This is a genomic window from Microbacterium sp. TS-1, assembly GCF_000509385.1.
Taxonomy (GTDB): domain Bacteria; phylum Actinomycetota; class Actinomycetes; order Actinomycetales; family Microbacteriaceae; genus Microbacterium; species Microbacterium arborescens.
Window position 1 is genome coordinate 224,592 of sequence record NZ_BASQ01000002.1, and the last position, 16,208, is coordinate 240,799.

Genomic DNA, 16,208 nt, shown 5'->3' on the forward strand with positions numbered 1-16,208 from the left:
CTCAGCGACCGGAACCGGCGGCGAGCTCGGCTCCCGCATGCGCGAGCTCGGCAAGGGCGGCCGCGCTGGACTCCTCGGCGACACCGGCCACGAGGTCGGTGAGGATGCGCACGCGGCGACCGTGGGCGATCGCGTCGAGCGCCGATGCACGGACGCAGTAGTCGGTGGCGATGCCGACGATGTCGACGTCGACGACGCCGTGACGGGTCAGCAGGTCGGCGACGACATCCCCCTCCTCGGTCGTCCCTTCGAAGAGCGAGTACGCGGGTACGCCCTGCCCCTTCTTGACGTGATGGGTCACGGCGGAGACGTCGAGCTCGGGGTCGTACTCGGCGCCCGCCGTGTCGGCGACGCAGTGCACCGGCCAGGTGTCGACGTAGTCGGGCTCGCCGTCGGCGAAGTGCCCGCCGTTGTCATGATCGCCGTGATGCCAGTCGCGCGAGGCGACGATGATCTCGTAGTCGCCGGCGTGCTCGCGGAGATGACGCGTGATCGCCGCAGCGACCGCGTCACCCCCGGTCACACCGAGCGCTCCACCTTCGGTGAAGTCGTTCTGGACATCGACGATGAACAGGGCACGGGTCATGCGTCGAGGGTACGCTCCGTCTCAGCGGCCCGCACGGCCCTTTCGCGACGCCACTGCTTCGACGGCCACCAGATGGCGGGGCCGATGTCGTGGGCGAGGGCCGGAACGAGGAGCGAGCGCACGACGAAGGTGTCGAGCAGGACCCCGAACGCCACGATGAAGGCGATCTGGGCGAGGAACAGGATGGGGATGACGCCGAGGGCGGCGAACGTCGCGGCGAGCACGAGACCCGCCGACGTGATGACCCCTCCTGTGGCCACGAGGCCCCGCGCGATGCCCCGACGGGTGCCGTGCGCAAGCGTCTCCTCACGCACGCGCGACATGAGGAAGATGTTGTAGTCGACCCCGAGCGCCACGAGGAACACGAAGCCGTACAGCGGGACGGCGGGATCGCCGCCTGGGAAATCGAACACGTGGTTGAACACGAGAGCGCTGACGCCCAGCGCCGTGCCGAACGACAGGATCGTGCTCAGGATCAGCAGAACCGGCGCGAGGATCGAGCGCAGCAGCAGCATCAGGATGAGCAGGATCACGACCAGGATGACCGGGATGATGACGGTCCGGTCGCGGATCGAGGTGTCGTTGGTGTCGACGTTCGTCGCGGTCGTCCCGCCCACGAGGACGTCGGGGACCTCATCGGCGAAGGCGGCCCGTAGATCGCGCACGGTCTGCTCGGCCTCGAGCGAGTCGGCCGGATCGGCCAGCGTCACCGACAGCAGAACGTCGCCCTCCGACACCGTCGGCTCGGGCGCCGGTGCGCCCGGCGGCCCAGCGGCGGCGAAGACCGGCTCGCCGTCCTCGAGCGCCACCGAGACCTGTCCCGTGGGCGAATCCGCTGCGACGGCGGCGACCGACGAGATGCCGGGATTCGCGTCGAGCACGGTGAGCGCGTCGGCGAGACGGTCCTGCGAAACGATGACGGACGCCGGGCTGCCCGAGCCCGCGGGGAAGTGTTCGGCGAGAGCCGCCTGACCGTCGCGCGCTTCCGAAGCGCCCAGCACGAGATCGCTCGAGGGGACGCCGTTCGCGTTGAGCTGCAGGACCCCCGCTGCACCGACGAGGAGGACGACCGTGCTGGCGATCCAGACCGACCGAGCGCGACGTGCGACGAAGCGCGCTTGGCGCGGCCAGAGACCGCGGACCGGTTCGCGCGGGTCGTCGGGAAGGTCGATCGCGCCGGTGCGCGGGATGAACGGCCAGAACGCGGCCCGACCGAACAGCGCCAGAAGCGCGGGCAGGAAGGTCAGCGCCGACAGCATCGAGAAGGCGATTCCGATCGAGGCGATGGGCCCGAGCGCCTTGTTGCTCGCGAGGTCGCTCAGCAGCAGGCAGAGCAGACCCGCGATCACGGTTCCTCCCGAGGCGAGGATCGGCTCGACCGCACCCTTCCAAGCGCGCAGCGTCGCCTCCCAGCGCGACGCGCCCGACCCGATCGCCTCGCGATATCGGGCCGTGTAGAGCAGGGCATAGTCGGTCGCCGCGCCGATGACCAGGATGAACAGGATGCCTTGGACCTGCCCGTTGAGCACGACGATGTCGGCCTTCGCGAGCCACCAGACCGTCAGCAGCGCGACGCATAGCGCGAACACCGACGTGAGCAGGACCAGGATCGGCAGCAGCGGCGAACGGTAGACGACGACCAGGATGACGAACACAGCCGCGAGCGCGACGATCAGGAGCAATCCGTCGATACCGAGGAATCCCTCCGCGAGATCGGCCGTGAACCCCGCCGGGCCGGTGACCCACGCCTCGACACCCGCGGGCAGGTCCTGCTGGACGAGCCCGCGGATCTCTTCGACGATGTCGCGCACCTCCCCCGAGGCGTCGATCGGCACGAAGACCTGCACGGCGAGACCGTCTTCGGATGGGATGGGCGGCGACACCTCGCCGACCCCCTCGAGCTGACTGATGGCGGTTCCGAGTTCGCCGAGCGCTGCGAGCTGCGTCTCGTCGAGCGGATCGGAAGCCGCGGCCACCACGACCGCCGGAATCTCATCGCCGCCGGTGAAGTCGGTCAGCCGCTCGCTGACCTTCGTCGCGTCGGCGCTGGCGGGAAGGAACGAGGACTGATCGTTCGTGGCCACCTCGCTGACGCGACCGAAGTACGGTCCGCCCACCGACCCGCCGACGAGCCACACGAGCACGAGCAGGGCGGGGATGCCGATGCGCAGCCAGCGCGGGACATTTCGTTCGCTCTTCACGTAGGTAGCTTATCTAGCTAAATGTGGATGCACCAGTCCGATGGCCGACGTTGCCCCGATTCAACCGCGGGCGAAGAGGACGATCCACGACGCGACGAGCGCGGCCACACCCACGGCGAGGAATCCGGACGACAGGCCGACCAGGAGGCGATGCGCGGGCGGTCGCCGGGTCAACCGCATCCTCCCCCGCCATCCGTGTCGATACCAGATGTCTGCCCGATCGCGGCCCGCGAGGAGCGTCGCCGTGTGGTCGTCGACCCGCGCGCTGTTCGCTTCACCCTCGTCGTCGTACCAGCGCACCCAGGTGCCGTCGGGCTCGTGGTCCACGAGCGCATCCGCCGGAAGCCAGGTGCCGTCGGCGGCCCACAGCACGAGGAGCGCGACCGCGAAGAGGGCGGCGCCGCCGAATCCCGCCCAGCTGAGGATCTCGAGCACCGCGTCGAGGATCGCGTTCACGCGCGCCGCCGACTCGGGACGCGGGTCGCTCGGGTCATGCACTCAGTATGGTTGACGCCGGGCGCGGATTCACGACGGACGCAGCAGCACGGCCAGCGAGGCGAGCGTACGCTCGAGCTCGATCGAGGGCTCGAGGAGCCACTGGATCTGCAGACCGTCGGAGGCCGCGATGAGCAGGGCCGCGAGTTGTTCGGCCGGGACGTCGTCGCGAACGGTTCCCGCCCGCTGCTCCAAATGCAGGCGCTCGGTCAGCTCACGACGGATGCGCTCGAAGCGGGCCGTGAAGAACCGCTTGCCGTGCTCGCTCCCCGCTTCGAGCGCTCCGGCAACGAGGATCGAGTAGAGCTCGACGAGACCCGGGACCTCGAGGTTGTCGACCGCGGCGCGCGTCATCACGCCGACCGCCGTCTCGGGCGGAACCGGATTGCGCCGGCCGCGCTGCGTCTCGGCGTGCTCGTAGACCGCGACGAGCAGCTGCTCTCGCGACTCGAAGTAGTGCAGCAGCGCGGCGTGCGAGACCCCGATGGCCTCGGCGATGCGCCGCAGCGAGGTTCCCTGCAGGCCACGTTCTTGGAAGACCTCGATCGCGCGGTCGAGGATCTCCTGACGTCGCGCCACGCCCTTGGCGTAGGCGCCCGGACGCCCCATCTCCGCGCGATCGTCGTTGCTCACACCGCGACTGTAACAAAAAACCTCCACCTGGATGTATTACGTGTTAGCGTGACGTCGTGCCACCACAGGCACCCCGCACGATGACGTACGAAAGAAGGTCGACTGTGACTCAGGTCCAGGCATCCGTCCAGCTCTATTCGCTTGCGAAGGAGTTCTCCGCCGACATGTCCGGCTCGCTGGCGAAGCTCGCCGAGATCGGATTCGCACACGTCGAGGCGTTCGACTTCGTCTCGCGCCCGACCGAGATCCGCGCGGCCCTGGATGCCGCCGGCCTCACCTCCCCCACCGGTCACGCTCCCCTGCTGACCGACGAGCTCTGGACGCCCGACGGCTCGATCCCGACGCCCGCACCCGAGGTCGTCTACGAGGCCGCGGCCACGATCGGGATGAAGACGGTCATCGACCCGTTCGTCGCGCCCGACCGCTGGCTCACCGAGGACGGCGTCGCCGACATCGCCGAGCGCCTCAACGCGCAGGCCGAGATCGCCGCCGGATTCGGCCTGAGCGTCGGCTACCACAACCACGCGCAGGAGTTCGTCGCGTCGTTCGACGGTCAGAGCGCCTACGAGCGCTTCGTCTCGCTCCTCGACGAGCGGGTCACCCTCGAGCTCGACCTCTTCTGGGCCCTCACCGGCGGGCAGGACGTCCCCGCCCTCGTGACGAGCCTCGGCGACCGGCTCATCGCCGTCCACGTCAAGGACGGCGTCGTGCCGGCATCCAACCCCTGGGCTCCGGGCGCCGAGCAGTTCGGCTCGGACAGCCTCGACCAGCGCCACGCAGGCACGGGCGATGTGCCCCTCGCCGAGTCGCTGCGCGCGGCCACCGCTCTGAAGTACGCCGTCGTCGAGTACGACAAGGCACCCGGTGACGTCTTCGCCGACGTCGCGGCCAGCCTGGCGTTCCTGCGCGAGAACGGTGTCAGCGCATGACCGGGCCCGTCGGAGTCGGTTTCGTCGGCGTCGGTGTCATCAGCGACACCTACCTCGAGAACCTGGGTTCCTTCCCCGATGTGCGCGTCGTCATCCTCGGCGACCTCGACGTCGATCGCGCGAAGGCTCAGGCCGAGAAGCACGGCGTCGCCGAATGGGGTACGACCGATGACGTCCTCGCGCACCCCGACGTCGACGTCATCGTCAACCTGACGATCCCCGCCGTTCACGTCGACATCTCCTCGCGCGCGATCGCCGCCGGCAAGCACGTCTGGACCGAGAAGCCGCTCGGCCTCGACCGCGAGAGCACGGCGGAGCTCCTGCGCCAGGCGGATGCCGCCGGCCTGCGCATCGGCTCGGCACCCGACACGCTCCTCGGCCCCGGCTTCCAGACCGCGAAGCGCGCGATCCAGAGCGGCGTCATCGGCGAGCCCATGTTCGCGTCGACGACGTTCCAGACCGTCGGTCCCGACCTCTGGCACCCGAGCCCCGCGTTCCTGTTCGCCCAGGGCGCCGGACCGCTGCTCGACATGGGTCCGTACTACTTCAGCGGTCTCGTCAGCCTGTTCGGCTCGGTCGACCGGGTCGCTGCCGTCGGACGCAAGAAGCTCGAGGAACGCACCATTCAGGCCGGGCCCAACGCGGGCACCGTCTTCCCCGTCGAGGTGCCCACCACGATGCAGGTCGTCACCGCCTTCGAGGCGGGCCAGCAGGCGGCGAGCCTGCTGAGCTTCGACTCGGCCCTCGAACGCCACGGCGTGTTCGAGGTGCACGGCACCGAGGGCTCCATCGTGCTCCCCGACCCCAACCAGTTCGAGGGGCGCATCGCCTACGTCAAGGCGCGGAAGTCGATCTCGGACGGCAACTGGGGCGAGCAGGAGTGGATCGAGATCGAGCAGGAGGGCAAGCTCACCGGCCGCGGCCTGGGCCTGCTCGACATGGTCCGCGCGATCGCGGAGGACCGGCCCCACGTCGCCACCGGCGAGCTCGGCTACCACGTGCTCGACGTCATGCTCTCGGCGCAGGAGTCTGCCGCCTCGGGCGAGTTCGTCAAGGTCGCGAGCACCGTGGCGCCCGTACCCACCGTTCCGGTCGACTTCGACCCGTTCGCCGCGACGCTGTAAGCAGCGCGGCGTCCCGCACAGCGGGTACGCGAAAGGCCCGGACTCTTCGGAGTCCGGGCCTTTCGTTGTGGAGCCGCCTAAGGGAATCGAACCCTTGACCTATTCATTACGAGTGAATCGCTCTGCCGTCTGAGCTAAGGCGGCGCGCGTCGCTGTGCGATGCACGATCAGCAATGTTACATGCTCGGAGACCCCGTCGCGAACCGGCGGCGCGGCCGACGCCCTTATATCGGGAGACGCCGTGTTACGCGACGATTACTCCCCGTCCACCCGTGGCGCTTACCGTCGGAGGGCACCGCGATGAGGCGAGCGCGACCCCGGTCGCGCACGGGCGGGTCACCGCCCCGCGGTGCCCGATCCGAGGAGCACCACTCATGTCCAAGCGACTTCTGACCGCGGCCGCCCTGGCCCTCCCCCTGACCCTGCTGCTCGGCGCCTGCGCGTCGGACGCCGGCTCCGGCGACGCCGGTGACGCCGCACAGGACGGCCCGGTGCGCATCGGCGTCGTCGGCGCGGGCGACCCCTACTGGGAGACCTACAAGGAGGCCGCGGCCGACGAGGGTATCGAGGTCGACATCGTCGACTTCACCGAGTACACCCAGCCCAACCCCGCGCTCTCGGCGGGCGAGCTGGACCTCAACCAGTTCCAGCACATCATCTACCTCGCGACCTACAACGTGAACGCCGGCGACGACCTCGTAGCCGTCGGCTCGACCGCGACCTACCCGCTGGGCCTGTACTCGACGCAGTACGACTCGGTCGACGACATCCCCGAAGGCGCCACCGTCGCCGTCCCCAACGACGAGAGCAACCAGGCCCGCGGCCTGCTCGTGCTGCAGGCCCAGGGCCTCATCGAGCTCAAGGACGGCGGCACCGTGTTCTCCACGACGGCGGACGTCGAGCCCGGCTCGAAGGTCAAGGTCGAGGCACTCGACGCCGCCCTGACCGCGACGTCGCTGCCCGATGTCGCCGCCGCGATCATCAACAACGACTTCGTCGAGGATGCCGGACTGAAGTTCGACGACGCGCTCGCGACCGACGACCCCAGCGACCCGAGCGCGCAGCCGTACATCAACATCTTCGCCGCCAAGGCCGAGGATGCCGACAACCCGACCTACCAGAAGCTCGTCGAGATCTTCCAGGACACCCAGGCGGTCACCGACGGACTGCAGGAGGCGTCCGGCGGCTCGGCCGTGCTCGTGAAGACGCCGAAGGACGAGCTCGCCTCCGCCCTGAAGCAGGTCGAGGACGACATCCGCGCCAACCAGTGACATCATGCGTGTGCGGCCCGCCCCACCGGACGGGCCGCACACGCATGTCCCGTTCGAGGAGCCCCCGCATGACCCTCATCCGCCTGTCCGGCGTGACCAAGCGCTTCCCCCCGTCCACGAAGGGCGGTGACCCGGTCGTCGCGGTCGATGACGTCGACCTCGAGATCGAGGCCGGATCCGTATGCGGCATCGTCGGGTACTCCGGCGCGGGCAAGAGCACGGTCCTCCGGTTGGTCAACGCTCTGGAGACGCCCACGAGCGGCAGCGTCGAGATCGATGGCCGCGACATCACCGCGCTCCGCGAGCGCGAGCTGCGTGCCCTCCGCGGCGACATCGGCATGATCTTCCAGCAGTTCAACCTGTTCGACTCGCGCAACGTCGCCGGCAACGTTGCGTATCCCCTCGAGGTCGCCGGACGCTCACGCACCGAGGTCAAGCAGCGCGTCGCCGAACTGCTGGAGTTCGTCGGGCTGTCGGGCAAGGCCAAGAACTACCCCGAGCAGCTGTCGGGCGGACAGCGGCAGCGCGTCGGCATCGCTCGAGCGCTCGCCACGAGTCCCCGCATCCTGCTGGCCGACGAGGCCACCAGCGCGCTCGACCCCGACACGACGCAGGAGGTGCTCGCCCTCCTCAAGCGCATCAACACCGAGCTCGGCGTGACGATCCTCGTCATCACCCACGAGATGGAGGTCGTCCGTGCGATCGCCGACCGTGTCGTCGTCATGGAGCACGGACGCGTCATCGAGAGCGGCGACGTCTTCGACGTGCTCTCGGCACCGTCGCATGCCGCGACTCGCCGGTTCGTGGCCAGCATCATCGACGAAGCGCCCACCGGCGAGAAGCTCGCGGCGCTGCGCGCGCGGCATCCCGGCCGCATCGTCACCTTCACCATCCGCGAGGGCGAGTCGCCGCAGGCAGACGTCTTCGCGGCGCTGTCGTCCCATGGGGTGCGGTTCGAGCTCATCCACGGCGGCATCAACGACATCCGTGGGCGCGTCTTCGGGCATCTGACGCTCGCTCTGTCGGGAGAGACGGATGCCGTCGATCGCGCCGTGGCCGCGGCATCCGCCCACGCACCGCTCATCGAGGAGGACTCCCGTGGATAGGCTCATCGAGCTGCTGCCCGACCTGTGGCCGGCGACGGCCGAGACGCTCTACATGATCACGCTGAGCCTGCTGTTCGGCGGCATCGCGGGCTTCTTGATCGGCCTCGCGCTGTACGCCACGCGGGCCGGCAGCCTGTTCCCCAACCGTGTCGTGTTCGGCATCGTCAACGTGATCGTCAACACGTTCCGGCCGATCCCGTTCATCATCTTCATGGCCGCGGTCCAGCCCCTCGCCCGCGCGTTCAGCATCCGCGGCATCGGCATCGAGTTCGCCGTCTTCGCGATCTCGATCGCATCGATGTTCGCCATCGGACGCATCGTCGAGCAGAACCTGCTGACGGTGCGCCCCGGCGTGATCGAGGCCGCCCGCGCCGCCGGCGCGAGCCGCTCGCGCATCCTGTTCCGGCTGGTCCCGCGCGAGTCGCTCGGCCCGCTCGTGCTCGGCTACACCTTCATCGTGGTCGCACTCGTCGACATGACCGCCGTCGCGGGCGCGATCGCCGCGGGTGGCCTCGGCCAGTTCGCGCTCGTGAACGGCTTCCGCCAGTTCAACCCCTGGGTCACCTGGGCCGCCGTGATCATCATCATCCTGCTCGTGCAGGGGGTGCAGTTCCTCGGCAACGCCCTCGCGCGCCGCATTCTGCGGCGCTGACGGCCCGCCGCGTCGAGGGGTCTCGACGCCCGCGGTCGAGGTCCCACTTGGGCCGGGCTCGTGCCCGCCGAGGTCCCAGTTCGGCCGGGTATGACAGCACCGTTCCCGGCCGAACTGGGACCTCGCAGGGGGCTAGCCTGGCGGCATGCTTTCGGACGGCGATCTGGTGCGAATCGCGCGCGATCTCGCGGCGACTCCCGGTGTCATCGCGGTGGCGCTGGGGGGCAGTCGAGCGCGCGGGACGCACTCCCCCGACTCGGACGTCGACCTGGGTGTGTACGTCGACGGGCGAACAATCGACCGCGATGCTCTCTCGGCGGCGGTGTCTCGCTGGGCAACGACCTCGGTCAGAATCGGACCAGCCGGAAGCTGGGGCCCGTGGGTGGACAGTGGCGCGTGGGCGACGATCGCCGGCATGCCCGTCGACGTCATCATCCGCGACGTGGACCGCGTTCGAGCTCAGGTCGAGAGGGCTCGTCGGGGCGAATTCGCCTTCCACTCGCAGCCGGGACATCCGCTCGGGTTCCTGGATGTCGCGTACGCCGGCGAGGTCGCGCTCGCGAAGCCCCTCGTCGACGGCGCGGGTTTCCTGCGCGACCACGCCGACGCCGTCGCCCCCTACCCTGAGCCACTGCGGCGGGCCTTCCTCGACGACCTGTGGCAGGTGGACTTCCTCGTCGACGCCGCGGCCAAAGTCACCGATCGCGGCGACACCGCCTACGTCGGCCTCTGCCTCAGCAATGCAGCAGTGCGGCTGGCGTACGCCTGGCATGCCCAGGCCAGAACCTGGGCCATCAACGAGAAAGGCATCGTCAGCGGCGTGACGCATCTCCCATCCGCGCCCGCGGACTTCGATGTTCAGGTCGCCGCGGCCCTCAGCGCGGTCGACGCGTCACCCGAGGGCGCTCGGACAGCGACCGACCTGCTGCGCGCCCTGCCTCGCCCGTCCTGAGCGCCGCCGAGGTCCCACTTGGGCCGGGTATGGCCTCAGCATTCCCGGCCCAAGTGGGACCTCGCGCGGGAGGCAGACGGGCAGGGGCCTAGCGGCAGACGAGGCCGTCCTCGGGCACCGTGTCGTCGATGAAGAAGGCCTCGACTGCGTCGTCCACGCACGAGTTGCCCTTCTGGAACCCCGTGTGCCCCTCACCCTCTCGCGTGACGAGCACACCCGAGGCAAGCTGATCGGCGAGCGACTCGGACCATTCGTATGGCGTGGCGGGATCGTTGGTCGTGCCCACCACGACGATCGGCGCGGCGCCGTCAGCCGTGATCTCGCCACGGGTACCGGTCGGCGGATAGGGCCAGACGGCGCACGCGTCGACGCCCTCCCAGTACGGCGCGACCGTCGGCGCTTCCACCGCGAGGCGGGCCTTCGACGCGGCCTCGGCTTCGGGGTCGTTCTCGACCGGATAGTCCATGCAGTTGTACGCGCGGAACGCCTCGGACGAGTTGTCCGAGTACTGCCCGTCGGGCGTGCGCGCGTAGTAGAAGTCGGCGAGCAGGAACGCCGTCTGCGGGTCGCCCGCCAGCGTTTGCGAGAGAGCCTGCCTCAGGATCGGCCAGTTGTCCTGCGAGTACAGCGCGGCGATGATCGCGGTCATGAGCGAGTCCGCGCCGAGGCGCCGGCCATCGGATGCCGGCAGCGGCGACGCATCGACGCTCGCGAGCAGCGTCCCGAGGTCGGTCATCGCGTCGTCGACGGATCCGCGGAACGGGCAGTCCTCCTCTTCGAGGCAGGCAGCCATGAACGCGCGCAGCGCCGACTCGAAGCCGACCGCCTGGGTGGCGCTGACATCGAGCGACGACACGCTGGGGTCGATCGCGCCGTCGAGCACGAGCCGGCCGACGTTCTCGGGATAGAGCTTGGCGTAGGTCGCGCCGAGGAAGGTCCCGTAGGAGTAGCCGAGGTAGTTGAGCTTCTCGTCGCCGAGCACCGCGCGCAGCAGATCCATGTCGCGCGCGGCGAACTCGGTCGTGATGAAGGGCAGGATGCCGCCACTGTTCTCGTCGCACGCGGCGGCGAACTGCTCGTTGCGCGCCGTCAGCTCGGCCTCCCACTCCGGCGTTCCGCGAGGCGCCGCCGGGATGTCGAAGAAGTACGCGTCGGTGCCCGCGGCGTCGAAGCAGGCCACGGCGCTCGATCGGCCCACGCCGCGCGGGTCGAACCCGATGACGTCGTACGCGTCAGCCAGGACGGAACCCACCGCGAACCGGGCGCTGTCGGCGATGAGGTCGTATCCGCTCGCGCCGGGACCGCCGGGGTTGACCAGCAGCGACCCGAGCGCGTCTCCCGATCCCGCCGCCCGCCGCACGACCGCGAGCTCGATCTCACCCGCGGACGGATCGTTCCAGTCGCGCGGCGCGCGCACCGTCGTGCAGTCGTACGAGCCGGAGTCGGCCCCCTTGCAGGACTCCCACTCGAGTTCCTGACCATAGAACGGCATCAGGTCTTCCGAGACGCCGTCGGTGACAGGTGTCCGGCTCGGCGCCGGCGATGCCTGATCGGGGCCTCCCTTGAACACGCATCCGGTGAGAACCGTCACCGTGGCCGCGGCGATGGCGACGACGGTGATCAGACGACGAGGAGCTTTCACGGTGTCCTTCCGCTGGCGACGGTGATGAGCATGCTCTCGAGGGCGAGCAGGGGGGCCGCATTGCCTTCGAGGGCGCTGCGGGTGGCCGAGATGCGGTCGAGCACGACGAGCGTGCGGTCGGGCGTCCACGCCGACGCGAGAGCAGCGAGTTCGCTCGTCAGCTCACGATTGATCAGGTCACCCTCGCGGCCGAACTGCAGCATCAGCGTGTCGCGGTACATCGACTCGAGATCGGTGAGGACGCGGTCGATGCCGTCGCGCAGGCTCCGTGTGGCGCGACGCTTCTGCTCGTCCTCGAGCGCACTGAGCTGACCGCGCACGGCGGGCGGCACGGGTGCCCCCGGAGCGACCCCGAGCGTGCGCCGCAACGCCTCGCGCTCGGACTCGTCGCGTTCGGCCGTCAGAGCCTTGGCATCTTCCGTCGCGGCGCTCACGATGCGGCCAGCCGTCTCGACGGCGTCGGACACGCCGCGCACCGCCAGCACGGCGCGCAGCGTCGCGTCGCGGCGCTCACGGGAGGCGGCATCCGTCGCGAGACGCTGGGCCATGCCGATGTGGCGCTGGGCGAGACGGGCGGACTGCTCGGCCACCGCCTCGTCGACCCCCGTGCGCGCGGAGATGAGGCGTGCGACATCCGCCACGTCGGGCTCACGCAGGCGCAGCGTCCGCACGCGGGAGCGGATCGTCGGCAGCAGATCGGCGTCGCTCGGCGCGCACAGCACCCAGACCGTCCGCTCCGGGGGCTCTTCGAGGGCCTTGAGCAGAACATTGCTCGTGCGCTCGACCATCCGGTCGGCGTCTTCGACGACGATGACGCGGTACCGCCCCAGTGAGGGCGAGAAGTACGACCGTTCGACGAGGGCCCGGGCATCGCGGATGGAGATGACGACGCCCTCGGTGCGGAGCGCCGTGAGATCGGGATGCGTGCCGGCGAGCACCTGCCGCATCGCAGCCTCGTCACCGGGCTCGGCGATCAGGGCGGCCGCGAAGGCGTGCGCGAGCGTCGAGCGCCCCGAGCCGGGTGGGCCCGTGATGAGCCAGGCGTGCGCGAGCTGCGCGGGATCGGAGGCCGCGGCCTGCAGCGCTGCGACGGCCGAGTCCTGACCCCAGACCTCGCCCCACGGTGGTGCGAGCGGAGCGGAGGCGGTCATGGGTCCAGCCTACGGGGAGCCTCCGACCTCGGTTACCCCGCGGGCGCACGGCCGAGTGGACCGGCGGCGACGCAGCTCAGCCGCCCAACGAACGCTCGACCCGCGCCCGGATCTCGACGGACAGGTCGACGGGCGGACGGGACGCGTCGAGCACGAGGAACCGCTCGGGCTCCGCGGCGGCGAGCCCGAGGAAAGCGGTGCGGACGCGCTCGTGGAAGTCGGCCTTCTCGGCCTCGAGCCGATCGAACGGTTTGTCGTCGGCGTCGAGCCGTGCCCGAGCCGCGGCGGGGTCGAGGTCGAGCAGCACGGTGATGTCGGGCAGCGCGCCGTCGGTGGCCCACAGCGACAGGTCGCGCACCTCGCCGGCGTCCAGCACGCGTCCGGCGCCCTGATAGGCGACGGATGAGTCGAGGTACCGGTCCTGCACGACGACGGCGCCGCGCTCGAGGGCCGGACGGACCACGGTCGCGACGTGGTGAGCGCGGTCGGCGGCGTACAGCAGGGCCTCGGCACGCGGAGCGATATCGCCACGGTGGTGCAGAACGATGTCACGGATGAGCACGCCCACGTCGCTGCCGCCCGGCTCGCGCGTGCGCACGACCTCTCGGCCGCTCTCGCGGAGCCAGGCCTCGAGGGCGGTCGCCTGCGTCGTCTTCCCCGACCCGTCGCCGCCCTCGAGGGTGATCCAGAGCCCGCGGTCCGCGGTGCCGGTCACTTCTTCTTTGCCGCGGGCTTGCGCGTCGTCGTGGTCTTGCGTGCCGCCGTCTTGCGCTTGGGCGCGGGGCCCTTGGCGCGCTTGTCGGCGAGCAGCTGAACGGCGCGTTCGAACGTGACCTCTTCGGCGTTCTCACCGCGCGGGATCGTCGCGTTGGTCTCACCGTCGGTGACATAGGGCCCGAAGCGGCCGTCCTTCAGCTTGATCGGCTTGCCGCTGGTGGGGTCGGCCTCGAACTCCTTGAGCGCGCTCGATGCGGCGCGAGCCCCGTACTTGGGCTGCGCGTAGACGGCGAGGGCCTCCTCGAGCGTGATGTCGAACAGCTGCTGCTCGCTCGCGAGGGTGCGCGAGTCGGTGCCCTTCTTCAGGTACGGACCGTAGCGGCCGTTCTGGGCCGTGATCTCGTTGCCCGACTCGGGGTCGACGCCCACGACGCGGGGAAGCGACAGCAGCTTGAGCGCCTGCTCGAGGTCGACCGTGTCGACGCTCATCGACTTGAACAGCGACGCGGTGCGCGGTTTGGGAGCCGCTTCCTTCTTCTTGGTCGTCTTCTTCTTGGCGGGGGCGACCTCGCCGGTCGCCTCGTCGACGGTCTCCTCGGGCTCGGGCTCGAGCTCCTGCACGTAGGGACCGAAGCGTCCGTCCTTGACGACGATGAGCTTGCCGTTCTCGGGGTTCTCGCCGAGAACGCGGTCGCCGGCGACAGGAGCGTCGATGAGTTCCTGCGCCTTCTCGGGCGTCAGCTCGTCGGGCGCGAGGTCGTCGGGCACGTTGACGATGCGCGTCTCGCCGTCACCGACCGGAACGTCGAGGTACGGGCCGTATTTGCCGAACCGCAGCGTCGCGACGTCGCCGATGGGCGTCGCGTTCAGCTCGCGGGCGTCGATGTCGCCGAGGTTCTCGACGATGTTGCGCAGGCCCACGTGGTTGTCGGAGCCGAAGTAGAACTCCTTCAGCCACGCCTCGCGCGCCTGCTCGCCCCGGGCGATGGCGTCGAGGTCGTCCTCGAGCGCGGCCGTGAAGTCGTAGTCGACGAGGTCGGAGAAGTGCTGTTCGAGCAGCCGGACGACACTGAACGAGAGCCAGCTGGGCACGAGCGCCTGCCCCCGCTTGGTGACGTAGCCGCGCTCGAGGATGACGTCGATGATGCTCGCGAAGGTCGACGGACGACCGATGCCCTTCTCCTCGAGCGCCTTGACGAGGCTCGCCTCGGTGTAGCGGGGCTTCGGGCTCGTCGCGTGGCCCTTGGGCTCGACATCCGACAGCGCGAGTTCGTCGCCCACGGCGACCGGTGGCAGCGACTGGTCTGCGGAGCGGTCGTTGTCGCCGCGCTTCTCGTCGTTGCCCTCTTCGTACGCCTCGAGGAAGCCCTTGAAGGTGTAGACGGTGCCGGATGCCGTGAACGCTGCGCGCTTGCCGCCGGCATCGACCTCGAGCGTGACGGTCGTGGTCTCGTACTTCGCGTCCGACATCTGGCTGGCGACGGTGCGCTTCCAGATGAGGTCATACAGGCGCTGCTCGTCGCGGTCGAGACCGGAGGCGACGGATGCGGGCGTGCGGAACTCCTCGCCCGAGGGGCGGATCGCCTCGTGGGCCTCCTGGGCGTTCTTGGCGTTGTTGCGGTACGAGCGCGGGCTCGCAGGAACCGCGCGGTCGCCATAGAGCGCGACCGCCTGCGTGCGCGCCGCCGTCACGGCCTGCGCCGAGAGCGCGGTCGAGTCAGTGCGCATATAGGTGATGTAGCCCTTCTCGTAGAGACGCTGGGCGACGCTCATCGCGTGCTTGGCGCTCATCGAGAGCTTGCGGCCGGCCTCCTGCTGCATCGTGGAGGTCGTGAACGGAGGCTTGGGGCTGCGGGTTCCGGGCTTGGCCTCGACCGCGGTGACGGCTGCGGTGGCCGCCTTCTCGATCGCGGTCGCGAGCTCGCGGGCGTCCTTCTCGCTGAGGACGACGACGGCCTTCTTCAGCGCGCCGGCGTCGTCGAAGTCGGTGCCCCGGGCCAGCGGAGCACCGTCGAGCCGCGCCAGGCGCGTCGAGAACGAGCCGCCGTCCTTCGCCGCGTGGGCCTCGATGTCCCAGTACGACGCCGAGACGAACGACATCCGCTCGCGCTCACGCTCGACGACCATGCGGGTCGCGGCGGACTGCACGCGGCCGGCGCTCAGCGCCTGACCGTCGCGGCCGGAACCGATCTTGCGCCAGAGCACGGGCGAGACATCCCACCCGTAGAGCCGGTCGAGGACGCGGCGGGTCTCTTGCGCGTTGACGAGCGCGAGGTCGAGCTCGCGGGTGTTGTCGGCGGCCGCGCGGATGGCGTCCTTGGTGATCTCGTGGAAGACCATGCGCTTGACGGGGACCTTGGGCTTGAGCACCTCGAGCAGGTGCCAGGCGATCGCCTCGCCCTCGCGGTCTTCATCGGTGGCGAGCAGGACTTCGTCGGCGTCCTTCAGGGCGCGCTTGAGCTCGGCAACGGTCTTGGTCTTGCGATCGCTGACCACGTAATACGCATCGAAGCCGTTCTCGACGTCGATGGAGTACTTGCCGTACGCCTGCTTCTTGTCGGCCGGGATGTCCTCTTTCTTAGCGAGATCCCGGATGTGCCCGACCGAGCTGAGCACTTCGTACTCGTCGCCCAGGTAGCCCTGGATCGACTTCATCTTGGTCGGGGACTCGACGATGACGAGTTTCTTGCCGCCTGCCACGAGTCTTCCTTTCTCCAGCGCACACCATACACGCGCCACACGATGGAGG

The 16,208-nt window shown here is 69.7% G+C and carries 14 protein-coding genes and 1 tRNA gene; 6 read left to right on the forward strand and 9 right to left on the reverse strand.

Features of this window, described 5'->3' with window-relative positions; genetic code table 11:
- Position 1 precedes the first annotated feature (1 nt).
- The 4 genes from MTS1_RS13740 to MTS1_RS13755 are packed head-to-tail and all read right to left on the reverse strand — an operon-like array spanning position 2 to position 3,891.
- Entirely contained in the window at positions 2–586 is a 585-nt protein-coding gene (locus tag MTS1_RS13740) for an isochorismatase family protein (protein WP_023955001.1), read from the reverse strand.
- Positions 583–2,787 (reverse strand): efflux RND transporter permease subunit, encoded by a 2,205-nt coding sequence (locus MTS1_RS13745; protein ID WP_023955003.1) that lies wholly within the window; start codon positions 2,785–2,787, stop codon positions 583–585. Before MTS1_RS13745 ends, MTS1_RS13740 begins: the two co-directional genes overlap by 4 nt.
- A 60-nt stretch (positions 2,788–2,847) precedes the next feature.
- Positions 2,848–3,285: a hypothetical protein gene (locus tag MTS1_RS13750; protein WP_023955005.1), complete on the reverse strand. Its 438-nt coding sequence runs from the start codon at positions 3,283–3,285 to the stop codon at positions 2,848–2,850.
- 27 nt (positions 3,286–3,312) lie between these two features.
- Positions 3,313–3,891, reverse strand: coding sequence for a TetR/AcrR family transcriptional regulator (locus tag MTS1_RS13755; protein ID WP_036306088.1), 579 nt, complete (start codon positions 3,889–3,891; stop codon positions 3,313–3,315).
- A 188-nt stretch (positions 3,892–4,079) separates the two neighbouring features.
- Between MTS1_RS13755 and MTS1_RS13760 the strand changes: the two genes are divergently transcribed.
- Together MTS1_RS13760 and MTS1_RS13765 are read left to right on the forward strand one after the other, a co-directional pair.
- Entirely contained in the window at positions 4,080–4,844 is a 765-nt protein-coding gene (locus MTS1_RS13760) for a sugar phosphate isomerase/epimerase (protein WP_181405603.1), read from the forward strand.
- Positions 4,841–5,968 (forward strand): Gfo/Idh/MocA family protein, encoded by a 1,128-nt coding sequence (locus tag MTS1_RS13765; protein WP_023955011.1) that lies wholly within the window; start codon positions 4,841–4,843, stop codon positions 5,966–5,968. Before MTS1_RS13760 ends, MTS1_RS13765 begins: the two co-directional genes overlap by 4 nt.
- A 68-nt stretch (positions 5,969–6,036) precedes the next feature.
- Here MTS1_RS13765 and MTS1_RS13770 read toward each other — a convergent pair.
- A tRNA-Thr gene (locus MTS1_RS13770) sits at positions 6,037–6,112 on the reverse strand.
- 230 nt (positions 6,113–6,342) lie between these two features.
- Between MTS1_RS13770 and MTS1_RS13775 the strand changes: the two genes are divergently transcribed.
- The 4 genes from MTS1_RS13775 to MTS1_RS13790 all read left to right on the forward strand — a co-directional run bounded on the left by MTS1_RS13775 (position 6,343) and on the right by MTS1_RS13790 (position 9,949).
- Positions 6,343–7,239 carry a MetQ/NlpA family ABC transporter substrate-binding protein gene (locus tag MTS1_RS13775; RefSeq protein ID WP_023955012.1) on the forward strand — a complete coding sequence of 299 codons (897 nt, stop codon included), beginning with the start codon at positions 6,343–6,345 and terminating at the stop codon, positions 7,237–7,239.
- 68 nt (positions 7,240–7,307) lie between these two features.
- Positions 7,308–8,345 (forward strand): methionine ABC transporter ATP-binding protein, encoded by a 1,038-nt coding sequence (locus MTS1_RS13780; RefSeq protein WP_023955014.1) that lies wholly within the window; start codon positions 7,308–7,310, stop codon positions 8,343–8,345.
- On the forward strand, positions 8,338–8,997 hold the full coding sequence (locus MTS1_RS13785; protein WP_023955016.1) for a methionine ABC transporter permease: 660 nt from the start codon (positions 8,338–8,340) through the stop codon (positions 8,995–8,997). Before MTS1_RS13780 ends, MTS1_RS13785 begins: the two co-directional genes overlap by 8 nt.
- A gap of 145 nt (positions 8,998–9,142) precedes the next feature.
- Positions 9,143–9,949, forward strand: a complete 807-nt coding sequence (locus MTS1_RS13790; RefSeq protein ID WP_023955018.1) for a nucleotidyltransferase domain-containing protein — start codon at positions 9,143–9,145, stop codon at positions 9,947–9,949.
- 88 nt (positions 9,950–10,037) lie between these two features.
- Here MTS1_RS13790 and MTS1_RS13795 read toward each other — a convergent pair whose 3' ends face one another.
- The 4 genes from MTS1_RS13795 to topA all read right to left on the reverse strand — a co-directional run bounded on the left by MTS1_RS13795 (position 10,038) and on the right by topA (position 16,159).
- Entirely contained in the window at positions 10,038–11,591 is a 1,554-nt protein-coding gene (locus MTS1_RS13795; protein WP_023955020.1) for an alpha/beta hydrolase, read from the reverse strand.
- Positions 11,588–12,742 (reverse strand): DNA polymerase III subunit delta', encoded by a 1,155-nt coding sequence (locus MTS1_RS13800; protein ID WP_023955022.1) that lies wholly within the window; start codon positions 12,740–12,742, stop codon positions 11,588–11,590. Before MTS1_RS13800 ends, MTS1_RS13795 begins: the two co-directional genes overlap by 4 nt.
- A 76-nt stretch (positions 12,743–12,818) precedes the next feature.
- Positions 12,819–13,457, reverse strand: coding sequence for a dTMP kinase (gene tmk / locus MTS1_RS13805; protein WP_023955024.1), 639 nt, complete (start codon positions 13,455–13,457; stop codon positions 12,819–12,821).
- Positions 13,454–16,159: a type I DNA topoisomerase gene (topA, locus tag MTS1_RS13810; protein ID WP_023955026.1), complete on the reverse strand. Its 2,706-nt coding sequence runs from the start codon at positions 16,157–16,159 to the stop codon at positions 13,454–13,456. The genes tmk and topA overlap by 4 nt, the downstream gene beginning before the upstream one ends.
- Positions 16,160–16,208: the final 49 nt, after the last annotated feature.

Bases quoted from the DNA above. Each gene is read 5' to 3' on its own strand.
- MTS1_RS13740 (WP_023955001.1), bottom strand. From the start codon at position 586: ATGACCCGTGCCCTGTTCATCGTCGATGTCCAGAACGACTTCACCGAA.
- MTS1_RS13755 (WP_036306088.1), bottom strand. From the start codon at position 3,891: ATGGGGCGTCCGGGCGCCTACGCCAAGGGCGTGGCGCGACGTCAGGAG.
- MTS1_RS13760 (WP_181405603.1), top strand. From the start codon at position 4,080: ATGTCCGGCTCGCTGGCGAAGCTCGCCGAGATCGGATTCGCACACGTC.
- MTS1_RS13765 (WP_023955011.1), top strand. From the start codon at position 4,841: ATGACCGGGCCCGTCGGAGTCGGTTTCGTCGGCGTCGGTGTCATCAGC.
- MTS1_RS13775 (WP_023955012.1), top strand. From the start codon at position 6,343: ATGTCCAAGCGACTTCTGACCGCGGCCGCCCTGGCCCTCCCCCTGACC.
- MTS1_RS13780 (WP_023955014.1), top strand. From the start codon at position 7,308: ATGACCCTCATCCGCCTGTCCGGCGTGACCAAGCGCTTCCCCCCGTCC.
- MTS1_RS13790 (WP_023955018.1), top strand. From the start codon at position 9,143: ATGCTTTCGGACGGCGATCTGGTGCGAATCGCGCGCGATCTCGCGGCG.
- MTS1_RS13800 (WP_023955022.1), bottom strand. From the start codon at position 12,742: ATGACCGCCTCCGCTCCGCTCGCACCACCGTGGGGCGAGGTCTGGGGT.